Annotated in this window: 10 protein-coding genes; 1 reads left to right on the top strand and 9 read right to left on the bottom strand. The window is 44.6% G+C overall.

Annotation, left to right across the window (positions count from 1 at the left end; translation table 11 throughout):
- Positions 1-53 precede the first annotated feature (53 nt).
- The 5 genes from QUA80_RS27510 to QUA80_RS27530 form a co-directional block, all read right to left on the bottom strand.
- Positions 54-1,043, bottom strand: a complete 990-nt coding sequence (locus QUA80_RS27510) for an AAA family ATPase (protein WP_333428156.1) — start codon at positions 1,041-1,043, stop codon at positions 54-56.
- A 124-nt stretch (positions 1,044-1,167) separates the two neighbouring features.
- Positions 1,168-1,434, bottom strand: a complete 267-nt coding sequence (locus tag QUA80_RS27515) for a Txe/YoeB family addiction module toxin (RefSeq protein ID WP_194069249.1) — start codon at positions 1,432-1,434, stop codon at positions 1,168-1,170.
- Positions 1,431-1,655 carry a hypothetical protein gene (locus tag QUA80_RS27520; protein ID WP_333428157.1) on the bottom strand — a complete coding sequence of 75 codons (225 nt, stop codon included), beginning with the start codon at positions 1,653-1,655 and terminating at the stop codon, positions 1,431-1,433. Before QUA80_RS27520 ends, QUA80_RS27515 begins: the two co-directional genes overlap by 4 nt.
- A gap of 223 nt (positions 1,656-1,878) precedes the next feature.
- Positions 1,879-3,672 (bottom strand): aspartate--tRNA ligase, encoded by a 1,794-nt coding sequence (gene aspS, locus QUA80_RS27525; RefSeq protein ID WP_333428158.1) that lies wholly within the window; start codon positions 3,670-3,672, stop codon positions 1,879-1,881.
- Between the two features lie 154 nt (positions 3,673-3,826).
- Positions 3,827-4,414 (bottom strand): hypothetical protein, encoded by a 588-nt coding sequence (locus QUA80_RS27530; protein ID WP_333428159.1) that lies wholly within the window; start codon positions 4,412-4,414, stop codon positions 3,827-3,829.
- Positions 4,415-4,769: 355 nt separating this feature from the next.
- Between QUA80_RS27530 and crcB the strand changes: the two genes are divergently transcribed.
- Positions 4,770-5,168, top strand: coding sequence for a fluoride efflux transporter CrcB (crcB, locus tag QUA80_RS27535; RefSeq protein WP_333428160.1), 399 nt, complete (start codon positions 4,770-4,772; stop codon positions 5,166-5,168).
- A 350-nt stretch (positions 5,169-5,518) separates the two neighbouring features.
- On the opposite strand, the gene QUA80_RS27540 is transcribed toward crcB, so the two are convergent.
- The 4 genes from QUA80_RS27540 to QUA80_RS27555 all read right to left on the bottom strand — a co-directional run bounded on the left by QUA80_RS27540 (position 5,519) and on the right by QUA80_RS27555 (position 16,569).
- On the bottom strand, positions 5,519-6,481 hold the full coding sequence (locus tag QUA80_RS27540) for a diguanylate cyclase (RefSeq protein WP_333428161.1): 963 nt from the start codon (positions 6,479-6,481) through the stop codon (positions 5,519-5,521).
- A 10-nt stretch (positions 6,482-6,491) separates the two neighbouring features.
- Entirely contained in the window at positions 6,492-9,587 is a 3,096-nt protein-coding gene (locus QUA80_RS27545) for a response regulator (RefSeq protein ID WP_333428162.1), read from the bottom strand.
- A gap of 252 nt (positions 9,588-9,839) precedes the next feature.
- The gene (locus QUA80_RS27550) at positions 9,840-15,332 is read right to left on the bottom strand and encodes a PAS domain S-box protein (protein ID WP_333428163.1); all 5,493 of its coding nucleotides are present in this window, start codon (positions 15,330-15,332) and stop codon (positions 9,840-9,842) included.
- Between the two features lie 988 nt (positions 15,333-16,320).
- Positions 16,321-16,569: a hypothetical protein gene (locus QUA80_RS27555; protein ID WP_333428164.1), complete on the bottom strand. Its 249-nt coding sequence runs from the start codon at positions 16,567-16,569 to the stop codon at positions 16,321-16,323.
- Positions 16,570-16,613: the final 44 nt, after the last annotated feature.

Below are 16,613 nucleotides of genomic sequence, written 5' to 3' on the forward strand. Positions count from 1 at the left end.
TAGTCTGGGCATCGATCTGTTCTACCTTCTACATCTACATATAAATGGTAGCTCTATTCACGCCCAAGTGTACTAGCATCCAACATCGCGTCAACTGTTTCTAAACTATGGGTAGTTGCAAATAATTGAACATTCATTTGCTTGCACCACTGCACAATCCAAGCAAATGAACTGCGAAGAGCTTCAGTATGAATTGCTGTTTCTATCTCATCAATTAGCAAAACTCCACCTCTGACTTTTGTCAGCGTTAGAGCAATAAATAGCAAGCGACGTACTCCATCACCAAAAGAACTTAATGGTGAAATTCCCACTTGTTTGTGGTCAATATAGAGACTGCTACGATTGCCGCCATGCGAGAGAATCACTAAATCAATAATTCCTGAATCCATCACTTGCAATAGCTTAATCACTTCCGGCTTAAAACGGTGAAAAATAGCTTCTGAGAGCAAGTCAACTTGTGACTGTTCTATGCGGTGAGAAAAAGGTGTCACAGTATTAACTGACAGCATTGCATCTGAGCGAATTCGCCGATTCGTTAAACGCTCATTTTCCCAAATTTCAAAAAATTCAGATAATTCATTGGGTGAATCCGATATAATAGCTTTTAGCTCTATTTCTGCACCTCGCAGAGTATTATCAAATCCCAGATCGTCTGAGGATTGACTTTCGTCATCTTCCGATAATTCCACTCCCTCAAATTCTTGGTAAATTGCCTTCGACTCTCTCACTAAAAACTTACCATTACCAGAAACATGAGTTTCCATTTGGTAAAAATCCAATTGTTCTTCTTCTTTATTTTGAGGAAACAGCCATTTTAGTGCCTCCAGTCTTGGCTTGCGAGAATATTTGATTTCTCGCCGCCACGATGTGTTCAGCCATTCCAGCGAATCTAAGGGGCGACAATAGGTTGATATCGCCTCTAAAACACTGGTTTTACCTGAGTTATTCCCACCAACCAATATGTTGATTTGACCCAAGTCCTGCAAGGTTAAATCTCGCAGGCCTCGGAACCTATGAATGGTTAAATTGTCAAGGTGTTTCATAATTATGACTTGGGCGTATAAGTCGATCGCACTTGCAACTCCTTCAACTGCTTCTCATCCACACCAGACGGCGCATTTGTCAGCAAACAACCCGGCTGCTGCGTCTTCGGAAACGCAATCACATCTATTCAGTGTAATGATACTTACAAGCCACGATCGCAATTTCTCGATCCGTAACTTGGTAAACCAAACGATGTTCGTTATCAATGCGCCTAGACCAAAAACCACTTAACTCGTATTTCAGAGGTTCAGGTTTTCCCAATCCTTCAAACGGTGAGCGGTCTATATCTTTAATCAATTCTACAATTTTGCGATAAATCTTTTTGTCTAATTTTGCCCATTCATTAAAATCTGCAAAAGCAGAAGATTCAAAAACAATTCTTCGGCTCATTGCAAATTCTGTAAGTTAACTTCAACTACATTTTGCCGCTCTTTAACATTTTCAATAGCTGTTAAAAGTCTATTTTTGTTGACTTCGGATTTCAAAAGATATTCGGTTTCATCACACTCAGAAACAATTATTTCAATCTCTTTATCTCCAAAAGTCGCCTTGATTTGTTCTAAAAAATGATGATTGAGTTCGCTGGCTTTTAAACGATAAACTGTTGACATCGTTTTTACCTATTTTCGATTATGCTAATTATAGCGTTTTTAGTCTAAAAACGTGGAATGTAACTAGAGCATACAGTATCAGCGAAAGTTTTGACTCAATGACAGTCCAGGACGCAGAATCGTGTCTGTCATGCTGAACAAAACGCAGTCAAGTGAAGCATCGATCGAGATGCTTCGCTTCTCTCAGCATGACACATAGGCTTTGCCTAAGTCCCGATCGCCCTTATGACTTGGGCGTATAAGTCGATCGCACTTGCAACTCCTTCAACTGCTTCTCATCCACACCAGACGGCGCATTCGTCAGCAAACAAGCAGCCTGCTGCGTCTTCGGAAACGCAATCACATCGCGAATCGATTCCTCACCAGCCAACAGCATCACCAGCCGATCCAAACCGTAAGCAATGCCTCCGTGGGGCGGAGTTCCATACTCAAACGCATCCAACAAAAAGCCAAACTTATTGTAAGCTTCCTCAGTCGATAAGCCGATCGCCTCAAACACCTTTTCCTGAACTTCCCGCTGGTAAATCCGCAGAGAACCGCCGCCAACTTCTGTACCGTTTAACACCAAATCGTAAGCTTGAGCCCTCGCAGTTTTCAAATCGTTAATATCGTCGGGATGCGGCGCCGTAAACGGGTGGTGCAGTGCTTCTAAACGCTTCTCGTCAGCGTTCCATTCAAACATCGGGAAATCTGTCACCCACAGCAGATTCATCTTGTCTTTGTCAATCAATCCCAATTCGTTACCGACGAACAAACGCAATCTATCCAAAGTCTTGTTGACAGTTGTCGCGTCGGCTGCTGCGAATAACAACAAATGACCCGGTTGCGCGCCGGTGCGATCGAGCAATTCCTGTTTTTGCGCTTCCGTCAAATTATCCTTAATAGCGCCGATCGTATCAATTTCGCCGTTATCCCGCACGCGGATGTAAGCCAATCCCTTCGCACCCGCTTCGCTGGCTTCCTTAAACAAATCGCCTTTCGGACCCGGTTTAATCCGCACGTTAGAAATCGCATCATTCCCGCCCGGAATCGGCAAAACTTTCACAATTCCGCCCGCAGCAACGGCCCCAGAAAATACCTTAAATCCCGAATCTTTCATCAAATCGGAAACATCGACTAATTCCATACCGAAGCGAGTATCCGGTTTGTCGCTACCGTAGCGATCCATCGCTTCTGCGTAAGTCAAACGCGGAAAAGGACAAGGCAATTCAACGCCTTTGACAGTTTGGAAAATATGGCAGACTAAACCTTCATTTAAGGCAATTACTTCTTCCACAGACATGAAACTCATTTCCATGTCCAATTGCGTAAATTCCGGCTGTCTGTCAGCGCGCAAATCTTCATCGCGGAAACAGCGGGCAATTTGATAATATCTGTCAAAACCAGACACCATTAACAATTGTTTGAACAACTGCGGCGACTGCGGCAAAGCATACCATGCACCGAGATTGACGCGGCTGGGAACTAAATAATCTCTCGCACCTTCTGGAGTCGATCGCGTTAAAATCGGTGTTTCAACTTCAATAAAACCTTCAACATCTTCCAAGTGGCGACGCATAGCTTTCACTACTTGGTGGCGAAGCTGCAAATTCCGACTCATACGATCGCGCCGCAAGTCCAAATAGCGATATTTCAGCCGCAAATCTTCCCGGACGCTTTCATTTTCCGCCGTCGCCACCTGAAACGGCAACTGTTTGCGAACCGCATTTAACAACTCAATTTCGTCAGCATAAATTTCTACTTCACCCGTAGGCAATTTCGGGTTGAGGGACTCTTCGGGGCGGTTGGTGACTCGCCCGGTAATTTTAAGCACGTATTCGCTGCGTAAAGCCTCAGCCCCGTGATAGGAATCGGGGGTGCGTTCAGGATCGCTGACAATTTGCACAATACCCGATCGATCGCGCACATCCAGAAAAATCACCCCGCCATGATCGCGGCGGCGATCCACCCAGCCGTAAAGGGTGACAGTCTCTCCGATGTGTTCGCTTCGCAGTTCGCCGCAGTAGTAACTTCTCATAATTGGGGGTTATGGACTAAAAATAAAGCTTTTTGATTATAGCGCTTAGTGTCAAAACCTTTTATGAACAGGCAAGATGCCTGTGAAGCGAGAAAATTCAATCTTCGCTTCACAGGCATCTTGCCTGTTCTTTAAAATGGTGCCATATCTGAGTTTAATGCTTCTTGTCAACAAACGCCGTCAGCGCGTTCCATGCAGACTTAGCCGTCTCTGTCAAGCGAATGTTTAGCGACTCAATTTGCCTCACAATAAGGTGCCAATTCTTTTCAGCTTCCGTCTGAATGTGGTCAACAGCTTGTTCGATGCGATCGCGTTCGATCAATTTATTTTGTTCCACCGCTTCTCGCGCTTGTCGCACTGCTTTCAAATAAGCTTCGCGACTGACTTCGCCGGCATCTTGCACCTGCGCTTGCGCCCGCGTTTTAATCGCATCTACCACCAGCCAATTTTTCTCAGTTTCTTTTTTAATCAGGCTGACTGCTTCTGTGAATCTCTCGTGGGCGAGATCCTTATTTTGTTCGATCGCCCCGGACGCCTTATTGACAGCTTTTAAATAAGCTTCGCGGGTGAGTTCGCCCGCTGCTTGCACTTCGGCGGTAGCGCGTTTTTTAATTGCTTCAAACAGCGCCGCAGTTTCTGCGATCGCCTCATCACTCGCGTCGGGCATCTCTTTTTTGACGAGATCCGTCGTTTCGACAGTTGCCTCTAAAATTGGTTCCTCGGTTACTTTTGGATCTGTCATATCAATCTTCTCCTTTGGTAGTAAACATTTTCAAAAAATCTCACAGTCCCTGGATGCAGACTTTGTATGTGTAGCCACAGATTAATTCTGGTCTACTCTGTTAATTTAGCACTTGTTTGCATTGTAGCTACACAATCATAACTCATGTGGAGGATACCGCCTAGTTTTAGGTACGGTTTAGCGCACCTCAGTCATTAGTCATCAGTTATTAGTCATTGGTTATTTGTGGGTTTCAATTACCAACGCTTTTCGACAAAAGTCCCAAGTTCCAATTCCTAATTCCCATTTCCCATTTCCGCTAATCTATAATCTCACTCACCTCTAACAATCTAATAAGTGTTCGCAATCTTTTTTTATGCTACAAGACCCTAATTTTCGAGTTCCGATCGCAATTAGTTTAGGTGCCGTTGCGGGCGCTTTGAGCCGGTATTATATCACCTTGTGGTTTGCCAGCCGTTTCGGGACGGCTTTTCCCTACGGAACTTTTTTTATTAACATCACGGGTTGCTTGGCTATGGGATTTTTTATTACCCTCGCTTTTGAACGAGTGCCGACTATGCCGTCGGAAGTGCGGTTAATGGTAGCAACGGGCTTTTTGGGTGCTTATACTACTTTTTCAACTTACGGTTTAGAGACGAATGTCTTGTGGCGCGATCGATCTTACAGCATCGCCGCTGTTTACTGGGGAGGCAGTGCCATACTAGGAGTAATTGCAGTTCAGTTAGGCATCTTTTTAGCGCGATTGGGAAAATAGATAAAATCGGTTTGGGCAAATAATACCAGTTAAAAAAAAGAATGCAACTGCAGGCAAATTCCCAACCCATACAGCATCAGTAAGTTGATTTTAGGTCGGGGTTGTGGACAATACCGACGACATCTTTGTATCGCACCCTTAACCTCATACAGGGACGCCTTGTAACCGGGTGACCACCCTGTCATGTTTAGTGGTGAGGATTTGTACTGCATGGTGTTGTCCCGCTGAGGGAGAAAAGTCTTCAATCTGTTTCTCTATCCTGTGTTCAGTTTACTCTTTCTCGGTTAATTTGATATTTAAAAAATAATAATGCTTCTTGCGAGCCGATATCCCTATTATTAAAAGAACAGTTAACGATTTAAACAGCGTTTGGTGCGTTTATGCTCGTACATGAGTTGGTCAGCCTTTGCCAGCAATTCTTCTAATGAAAATACAGTATTTAAATCCCCAAACTGTATACCCAGGCTGATGGAGATATAAGCTCGCTCGGACTGTTGATTAAAGCGATCTATATTTTCTTGCAGCCGCTCGTGGAAATTAGTAGATGAATCGCCCGAAAAGTTAGGAATAAATAAAGCGAATTCATCTCCTCCCAGTCGAGCTATAATATCGGCCTCGCGAAAGGTTTGCTTCAATATCTTAGCTGCGTCAACGATTATTCTGTCTCCCAGTTCGTGTCCGAAAGTATCGTTAATCTTTTTCAAACCATCTAAGTCAGCGAACAAAATCAAATAGGATGTTTGCGTGCGGCGAGCAATTTTAAGTTGTTGTTCTGCTAGTAAAAAGAAGCCGCGTCGGTTATATAATCCAGTTAATTCATCGGTCACGGATAGCTGCCTTACTTCTGCTTCTGCCCTCAGACGTTCCTGGATTTCGTGTTCTAAACGTTGATTTTGTTCGAGCAGTTGTTGGCGTTGCTGTTGGATGAGTAATTGATTTTTTACTCGCATCAGCACTTCCTGTTCTTGAAAAGGCTTGGTAATATAGTCTACACCACCCAGTTCAAAGGCTCGTACCTTGTTTTCCAGTCGTTCGATCGCACTGATAAAAATAACCGGGATCTGATCGCTCGTTTCCGAGGCTTTTAACTTTTGGCAGACTTCGTACCCATTCATTTCCGGCATATTGATGTCAAGTAAAATCAAAGCAGGTGGGTCGCGCTGAACACCTTGGAGTGCCATTCTGCCGTTGAGGGCTTTACGGACAACATAGCCCTGTGACTCGAGAATTTTGGCTAACAACCGCAGATTGTCCGGGTTATCGTCCACGATCAGAATATTCGTTTGGGCCGCAAGTTTGAATAGAGTTGTCATGGTATTCTTCCTAAATCTGGGTGAGAGTTGCGATCGCTTCAAGCTGAAAGTTATCGACCAGAGATGTCATAGCCTTGATGAAATCTTGTTTGTCCTCGGGAATTTGAGCGATAAGTTGATAAAGCTTATTATCACTAAGATCGAGTGCTGCTTCATGAACTTCTGCAATCCACTGGGCGGGCATGGTTTTCAAGTGTAGAGTAAATATCTTTGCTGGCGAAGCTGATGATTCTGGCGGAACTTTTTCGGCGTAGCAGTAGCGGACGCCCAAGTGATGAGCTATTTTGTCGAAAAGTGTGTCTTCAGTAAACGGCTTGGCAATGTAGTCATCGCAACCGACTTGCAGGCTGGCGATACGATCGTCTTCAAAAGCATAGGCAGTGAGGGCAATGATGCGTGTAATTTGTCTGTTGTCCTGTGACATTTGCCCTGAGTTATCTGCTGATGACTCGTGACTAATGACTAATGACTCTTGCGATCGAATCTGTCTCGTCGCTTCAAAACCATCCATGACAGGCATTTGAATGTCCATCAAAATCAAGTCAGGGTGCCATGTTTGCCAACGATCGATCGCCTCTGCCCCATTTTCCACCGCACACACATCAAACCCAACTGACTCCAGCAGCGTCACCAGCAGTTGCCGATTTTCTGGAACGTCTTCTGCTACTAGAATTCGGTAGATAGCTTGCCCGGGTGCGAGCCCGATAATCCGATCGCTCGTTTCAGGTTCCTCTAAATCAAGGGACTCTGGTAGTTCCAAAACGACTTTGCAGGTAAAAGTCGATCCTCGATCCAGGGTGCTTCGCACGGTGATATCGCCTCCCATCAGACGGGCAAACTCACGACTGATAGACAGTCCTAAACCTGTTCCTCGATCGTGACGACCGCGATTGGTTTGGATGAATGCGTCAAAAATCGATTCTAAATCTGAGGGGGAAATGCCAGATCCGGTATCCTCAACTTCGACACACAGGGTAATAGTTGGTTTAACATCGGGTTGATTAGTGGCGCGATCGCCATTTGTACCCGATGGCATATCATCTGAGGAAAAAGCTCGTCCGCGCAGGGCTATGCTTCCTGTTGTTGTAAATTTGAGCGCGTTCCCAAGCAGATTAATCAAGATTTGGCGAAGTTTTGCTTGATCGCCACACACATAACGGGGGACAGTAGCATCCCACTCGCTGCTCAGATGTAACCCTTTCTCAGGCGCTTTGAGGGAGAACATCTCGTTAATAGAACCCAGCAGTCGATGCAGATTAAAACAGCTTGTACTCAGTACCAATTGCCCTGCTTCAATCCTAGACATTTGCAAAACATCGTCGATCAATGTCAGCAGATGTTCTCCACTACGGGTAATGATCCCTAAATGCTCTTGAAATTCTTCTGGGATATAGGGGCTGCGGTTCATAAGCTGGGTAAATCCCAGAATCGCGTTGAGTGGCGTTCTGAGCTCGTGGCTCATGTTGGCAAGGAACTGGCTTTTGGCACGGTTGGCTATTGCTGCCCTTTCAGCAGCGTGTTCTAGGGCAGCTTGCGAAAATTCTAACACCGCCAGCATGAGGATATGTCTCATTTCGGCAGCAGCTTCTAACTCTGCAATCTGCCACGGATAAGACATCTCCCGCACTGTCTCTTGCCACCGTTCAAAGGATTGGCGGGGACACAGGTGCATTTTTCCAACTTCGTCGATCGACACAGCATCCTGTGGATTACCTGCCCAGTTTATGGTTTGAATTTGTTCGGGTCGGAACCACAGGATGTGGTATGACTTTTGTGTGGCGTAGCATAGCAAGATTGAGATTGCTAAAACACCGCTAGCTCGATCTTTGAATTGCTTCGCTTGGGGATAAAACTCAGACAAAGAAGCTGTTGCAAACACTCGTTCTTTGTTGTCTTTCAGCAACCACTGCACGAGTTCGCCAACCTCAGCTTCAGATGGTGTTTGACCCACCAATGTCAGACGACCGTCGAGCAGAATTGCAGCTCCCTGAGCATGAACTAAATCTAGCAATTGAGAAGCATTTTCGGTCAATACCTGTTCGATAAAATTAGACTCTCGCCGGAATGCCTGCTGAAGTTTATCCTGAATAGTTTTCGCCTGCGATCGGTAAACGTTCAATTCTCGCTCTTGCTGATGCACCAGTTCGATCGAGGCAAATTGTCCTAAAAATTCACAGGTTTTGCGAGTTTCGTAATCTACCAATCGCGGGCTGTAATGGTGACAGGCAATTAATCCCCACAGGCGCCGATCGTCAATTAACGAAATCGTCAGTGTCCCCGCCACTCCCATATTCTGCAAATATTCAATGTGGTAGGGAGATACTCCCCTTAACACACAAGCACTTAGATCCTGGGGCGTATTGGTTACGGGATGGTTGGTGGGAATTAGGCGAGCCGGGGTGTAATTGATATTGGGAATTTGGCGAACCCAATTTCTGTAAAACAATTTGCGGGCGGGTACGGGAATATCGATCGCCGGGTAATGCAATCCCAAGTAGCTTTCTAGATAGCTTTCTTTCTCTTCAGCAATCACCACCCCATGCTCATCGGCTTCAAAGCGATAAATCATCACGCGATCGAACCCTGTCATGGCTTTTACTTCTCTAGCAATGGTTTGAGCTAAATCAGAAAGACCGAGCGCAGTGCGAAAGTTGAGGATAACTGTTTGCAGACGCTGATAAAAATCCATTGCATGATTATTTTCAATAGTCAATTGGGGCTCTAGTTCCAGAATCAACTCATCGGGTCGCTGATGCACTGTGCTTCTAAAACTTTGAATTTTTCCGTCTTTTAGAGGTATTTTCAGATTAAAACTATTATGAATCTTGAGCTTTTCTTGATTGAGATACCTGACCATTTCTTGTACTTGCTCGTGACCAAATAGCCATGGCAATGGCTGACCTAGCAATTCTGCGACAGCAATGCCAAAAAACACTTCTACATTGTCACTTACTTGTAAAATATTGAGCGTTTTTTCTTGCAACAATAAAAGTATTCCGTGGGGCTGAATATGACCGGGAGCATATACTGATTCTTCACTGCAGTCCTCTAAATTTGTTAAATCTAAAGGAGTAATTTCCGAAATCTTTGGTACTTTATGAGGCATTTTAGAGCAGTAGTTATCAATAAAAATCAAGGATGTTTTTTGGAAAACTTTACCAACAATCAAATTGAATTATTGTTGGCTGTGCCTAATTTCCTAAGCTGTTCGGCATTTAAAGGACTTGCGTAAGGTGCGTCAGCATCTAAGGTTTTCCGTTTCAGCGTAAGGGTTCGCGAATGACGCACCCTACTAGCCTCGTTACTGGTTAAATGCTCCACAGCTTAGTCCTAATCAAACGTTTAACTGCACAACAGCTTATAAATCCAATGGAGGAATTCCACTTGGGAAATTACCTTGAATTAGATTAAGGATTTTCTCAAATTGATACTGGTGGGCGAGTTCCGTCAGATGAGTACCGAATTGAGCCAGGTCTGATGAAAGTTCAGCTACCAGTTCAACGATCGCAAAATCATCCCCACATAAAGCAGCATCTTCCAGCTCAACCACCCATTCTTTTGGTAATGTCGCCAAAAGCATTGGATCGAAGGAATCTGAAACGGAAGAGGCAACAGAACAGAGGTTAGAAGGAAAACAATCTGTTCCCCGTTCCCCCTTTTCTGTTTCCTCTTCCTCATATACATACTCTAACCCCAGGTATTCGGCCATCTTGAGAAATAGGGTCTGTTCCCGGAAGGGCTTGCTGATGTAGTCGTTGCAGCCAGCAGCCAAGGCTAGGGCGCGATCGCTCTGGGAAGCTTGGGCCGTAAGTGCAATAATGATACTGTTCTGTCCGTCTTCCATTGCCCGAATTTGCTTCGTAGCCTCGTATCCATCTAACACGGGCATCCGAATGTCCATCCAGGTTAGGTCGGGTTGCCATTGTTGCCAAATCTGCACAGCTTGCTGTCCGTTGGTAGCTTCTTTTACCTCTAATCCTAATTGTGTCAGTAATCTGACCATTAGCAAGCGATTTTCTGCTTGATCGTCAACCACCAAAATGCGACGATCCCGTTCACTGGGAGCCAGCCCAATCACGAGGCGATTATTCTCTTCCGGTGTAACATTAACTCCACTGATGGGGCTGACGGGAAGGGTAAATGTGAAGGTACTCCCCTCTCCCAGAGTGCTGCTGACAGAAATTTTTCCGCCCATGAGTTCCAACAATTTGCGGCTAATGGTGAGACCTAGACCAGTACCGGCGATCGATCGCTTCCCAGCTTGGGCTTGCACAAACGCATCGAAGATAGTATCGAGTTCGACCGATGCAATCCCTACACCTGTGTCAGCGACTACACACTGGAGAATCTGCCGAGTTGTGGTTAATGCCCCTGTACCGTCCGCCTCAATGCTGACTTGCAAAGTAATGCTTCCCCTCTCGGTAAATTTGATGGCATTACTCAGCAAATTGAGCAAAACCTGGCGCAGTTTTTGAGCATCGACAATCATAAATTGGGGAACTTCTGGCGCAATCTCGAAACAAAAGTCAAGTCCTTTAGAACTTGCTCGTTCCGCCAACATATTTCGGAGGGAATGCAGCAGCGCAATTAAGTCCAATCCGCTTTGTTCAACTGTGCAGTGTCCCGATTCAATTTTCGAGAGATCCAGCACATCGTTAATTAAACTCAAGAGGTGATCGCCACTGCGACGAATTGTTTGCAGGTCTTCTTTTTGGTTGGGAGTTAGAGAGGGGTCATGGGTCATCACCTGAGCAAATCCTAGAATCACGTTGAGGGGAGTGCGTAATTCGTGGCTCATATTGGCTAGGAAGGTACTTTTTGCCAAGTTCGCTGCTTCTGCGGCTTCCATTGCGTACTGCAGTGCCAGTTCTTTTTGTTTGCGATCGCTGATGTCTTTGTGCGTTCCAATCATCCGTAAAGGCTTACCATGTTCATCGTAGGCAACGACTTTCCCGTAGTTAGCGATCCACTTCCACTCACCTGACTTGCAACGCACGCGATAGTCAAAGGCATACTTAACTGAGCTATCTTGCAAGTGACTATTCAGAGACTCAAAAACCCAGAATTTATCATCGGGGTGAATCATCTGTTCCCAGACGTTCAAATCCATCACCAACTCACCGGGCTTGTAGCCCAGCATCTCCTGGTAGTAAGAATTTAGGTAAACTTTTCCAGTTTCAATTTTCCAATCCCACAGTCCATCTCCAGAAGCTTCTAGTGCCAGTTTCAAGCGTTCCTCACTCAGTTGTAAGGCGGTTTCCGCTTGATGTTGTCGCGTCACATCGATCGCCACACCACCTACTAGGATTTGTCCAGATAAGTCGGGGATGAGAAATTTGTAAACCAGAAACTCAGCCAGGGTTCCATCTCGACGGGACGCAATCTCAATCGTTTCAATTAGCTTGGTGGTTTGAGCAACCGTTTGAATATTGTCTAGAAATTGTTGGGCGATGGCGGCGGGGTAAAGTTCAAAAATGGATTTTCCAATCACATTGTCAGTGGGTAACTCGAAGGTATTGAGATAAGTCTGGCTGGCATAGAGCATTACACCATTTTCATCGGTAATCCAGGCAGGGGCTGGGCTGTGATTCATGAAGGCTTGGAAGCGAGTTTCACTCTTTCGGAGTGCCTGTTCTGCTTGTTGGCGTTCCGCTTCGCTGCGTTTGCGATCGCTAATATCCCGGCAGATACAGAAGTTCATCATCTCATCTTGTAATTCCACCCGGTTCCAGCTAATTTCCACGTCATATACAGAACCATCCTTGCGGCGATGTCGCGTTTCAAACAGCGGAATAATCTCCTCTCTCTGCAGCATAAGTTGTAGTTCTTCCTTCGTCCATTGAGCATCCCAATCAAACACACTCAGATTTAGGGTTTCTTCTGGGGTGTAGCCCAGCATTTGAGCAAAACTGGGACTAGCTTCGATAACTTTTCCGACCCAATCCATGACAACAACACCGTCGAGTGAAGTGTTGAAGAAGGTTTTACTCCGCAAGAGCTCCTTTTCTAGTGCAAGTTCGGCTTTTTTGCGATCGCTAATATCTTTCATGAAGCAGTAATGCCCCATAAATTGGTGCTGTTCGTCGTATGTTGAAATCATCACCAACTGCTTATAAAAAACCGAACCGTCTTTACGAACTCCTCTAGTTTCAACTTCAACTCTGCCCTCTTGCACCATCAGCCAATAGGCTGCAACCAGTTTTTCCAACTCATCGGGATATACGGTTTTTTCCCAGGACATCCCGATCATTTCTTCTGGCTGATAGCCTGTCACGTCAGAATATGCTTTATTGACATAGAGGTAACGTCCTTGAGTGTCTATTTTGGAAATGCCCGACAGCGCATTTTTCATCACCTCACTCATTTCTCTCAGCTCTGCTTCTGCGTGTTTGCGATCGGTGATATCTTCTGAAAAACAAAGTAGGTACTGGGGCTGATGCTGCTCGTCGTAAATGGGAATCTTCATTGTATGCAGCCAACGTTTTCCCAGACAATGACTGTCAATGACTTCTTCGAGAATATCCTCAGTCTTACCTTTCTCAAAAGCTTCTCTATCCTTTTGGTCAAAAAAGATAGCCTGTTCTGTTGGGAAAAAATCATAGCCACTTTTGCCGAGCGCTTGTTCGGCTGATATGCCAAATAACCGTTCGCTGGTTTTATTCCAAAACTGAAATACGCCAAATCGTTTAGGCTGTGCGTCCTTAACAAAAACCGCCACCGGTAAATTATCCAGCAGTGCTTGTAAGAAATTGCGCGTTTTTTGGATTTCCAGCTCTACTTTTTTGCGCTTGCTAACATCAATAAACGTAACTACAACTTGTGTGATTTGACCGTTTCGATCTAACTCAGGGTAGGCATTAACTAATACCCAAACAAAACTATCACTTCTTTTTTTTATCCCTAAAACAAAATTTTTGATGGATCTTCCAGTGGATAAAACCTGATTCACGGGATATTCCTCTAGGGGCATAACGCTGCCATCTTCCCGCACCAAATGCAATGCCCGATATCTCACGGTTTTTCCCAGCATTTGAGCCATTGAAAACCCTAGTAATTCAGCGGCGGTTTCATTACATAATTGGACGCTGGTATCTGTCGCATGAATCACAAAACCCGCATTTAAGTTATCGATCAATTGCCGATATCTGGCTTCGCTTACCTGTAAAGCAAATTCAGCTTGCTTGCGTTCCGTAATGTCGGTGTGAGAGCCAGCCATCCGAATTACGTTACCTGCATCATCCCAAAGTGCCTGACCGCGATCCAAAATCCATTTGTAGGAACCATCTTTGCAGCGAAGGCGATGTTCTGTGATATAGAAAGGAGTTTTCTTGGCAAAATGATCCTGAACGGCTTGCATCACCCATCCCAAATCATCGGGATGTATCAGATTAGCCCATTGGTCTAAAATGTTTTGGATTTCATGGTCTTCATAGCCCAGCATTTCCTTCCAGCGACTAGAAAAGAAGACCTCATTGGTTTGAACATTCCAATCCCAAATGCCGTCATTATTCCCGCGTACAGAAAGTTCCCAGCGTTCTTCACTTTGACGTAGTGCTGCTTCTGCTTGTTTGCGGTCAGCAATATTCCGGGCAATCTTTGAGGCTCCAATTATATTCCCTGCTTGGTCTTTAATGGGGGAGACACTCATCGAGACATCGATTAATGTTCCATCTTTCCTCAGCCTCTTTGTATCGTAGTGTTTGATGCGTTCTCCTCGCTGGATTTTGGTGATAATTTCCTTTTCCTCATCCCGATAGTCTGCGGGAATCAGTTTTCTCCCTGATTGCCCTACTATTTCGACCGCTGTATAGCCAAAAATTGTTTCGGCTCCTACATTCCAACTTGTAACTACACCCTCTAAATCTTTGCTGATAATGGCATCTTCAGAAGATTCAACGATCGCAGCTAGTCGAGCGATCCCAATTTCTGCCTGTTGTCGTTGGTGAATTTCCCATTGCAACTGGCGATTTACTTGTTTGAATTGATTGACTTCGCGAGCACTAAGTTGTGCGAGATACGCGAGCAACATCAGCAGCCAAACTAAAAGTAAGCCACCAATTAACACAACTTTTGGTAAATGAAAATGTTCCCTTTCTACTAAATCTAAAGTTGGAGAAACCTCTATTCGCCACTCGGCACTATAGGCTCTTACTACAACTGTTTTATGCTGTGGTGAATATTGAGATGAAAGCTCTTGACCGTAGATCAAATTCGTGCCATCATATATAGCCACATTGTAGCCATGTGGCTTTTTTAAAATACTGTCAAATAGAGTTTTAAACTGAAAAACTCCGACAATAAACCCATCAAACCGCTCGCCTACAAATAAAGGAAAACTTGCTAGAAATCCTTGACCGCCTTGAACGAGTGCAACATTGCGAGTTAACATAGGTTGACGCAAATCACGAGCCACTTGCAAAGTGATTTTGCGACGCCGTTCCCGATTAAGATCTAGGTTTTGCACTGCCTCATTCCCTGCCAGTGGCACAACCCATTGCACTTTAAATGATGGATCGACTAATGCGATCGCCTGATAACCGTAGAAATCCTTTACATAAGCCTCAGCATCGGCTTCCCAAAGAGCCTTTGGTGTACCGCCATTGGCTTCCCAGCGATTCGCCATTTGCCGAAGTGTCAGCATCCGAGTTGATAATTCTTCGCTCAGTTGTAACTGAATCGCATTGGCTTCCTGCTGAATTAAATGCTCAATGTGAGTTTGTCCGTTGAGGGTTAGCAGTTGCCATGTAAATAAAACAGCAAAAGAGGCCACCACACCAAGCAGAAGAGGTAGCAATCTTTTAAGCGGTCTTTGGCATAAGGTTATCATCAGGTTGATTCGAGTGATAGCCATAAATTAAGCGCTCTCTGAATAGAGCTGCCTTCAATTTGTTGGGCGATAATTAATTATACAGCACAGCAAAGTTTTGAGAGTGAAAACCCATTAACGCTAGGACAATCTCTCAACTCGATCGGCCATAAATAGAAATGTTAAATTCTACTGATTAAAAACTTTTGTTTCTTAAGCCCTCGCTGTCTAACTAAATTTAGAGAGAGCGATCGGCTATATCTGTTCAGATTGTCAATAGGTATTGTTTGCCAACAGTGGCGGCAAAACCAGTATATTTGATGCTGGCGAACGTGACGGAGCCTTTGATTCGAGCAGCAGGGCAAGTGTGTCACAAACACCTCTTTTTTTAACTAAGGGGTATTTCACTCTTGTTCCAAAGTGCTGTAAACTGAGTTGAATCAGCAATAACGGGAGCATCTCCATCAAAGCAGCCAAGCTAAAAATTGGAGTTAGGAACCCAGAGGCTGCGAGCCAGGAGGAAAGAGTCTGAAGGAAGAAGGAAGGAGGCAGAAGAAGTTTTTTTGCAAATATGAGATGCTCCCGCAATAAGCAATAACAAGACTCTACAGAAAAAAAATAAAGATTTGGTAAAGAATACAAAATGGTTAAAGAAAAGATACAAGTTTAAACATTTTGTAATAAAATTAAGAGCGCAGAGAATTTTTATCCCACAATACGTACCTTGTAATCTCCCATCTGGTTTGTTATAATTCTACACTATTCAGAGGCAGCTTTTAAGACCGATTCCTACATAAAATGTTTTTTCTGTTCCCTGTTCCTTGATTTGATATGAGAGTCTAAATCCCAGCCCAACACATTGGCAGTTTGAACAGGAACCATAGCTGGATCGAGGGGATTCGCGATAACTGCTGGGAGGTGATATTGACAGTTTTAATTAATTGTTGACTATAGCAAGGTAATAAGTTGTCAATCCAATTTTTGCCCAAAACATCTTTGTGTATATAACCCGTGACGATGAAGAAGAAAGGATTTACGTGGTTAACATTTCGCGGTCGATAGAGTCGGACGCGGATCGACTGCACGTTATCCAATAGCGATCGCTAGCGTCATTATTGAGGATAGCCGATCGCACGGGCAAAGCAATTGGGTTATCGGTTCGGCTTTGCGATTTTGGCTGTGCCAGCTTTTTTGGGGCGGATATAGCAATCCTTGCAGGAGTCGTAAATTTTTTACTCCACCCCAACCCTCCCCGAACCCGCTGGGAGTAAGAAATTGACAAATGATTTAGGATTGGTATAGTGCTGTTGCTACTTCAGCGAATTT

It is taken from the genome of Microcoleus sp. F4-D5, assembly GCF_036704885.1.
GTDB lineage: Bacteria > Cyanobacteriota > Cyanobacteriia > Cyanobacteriales > Microcoleaceae > Microcoleus.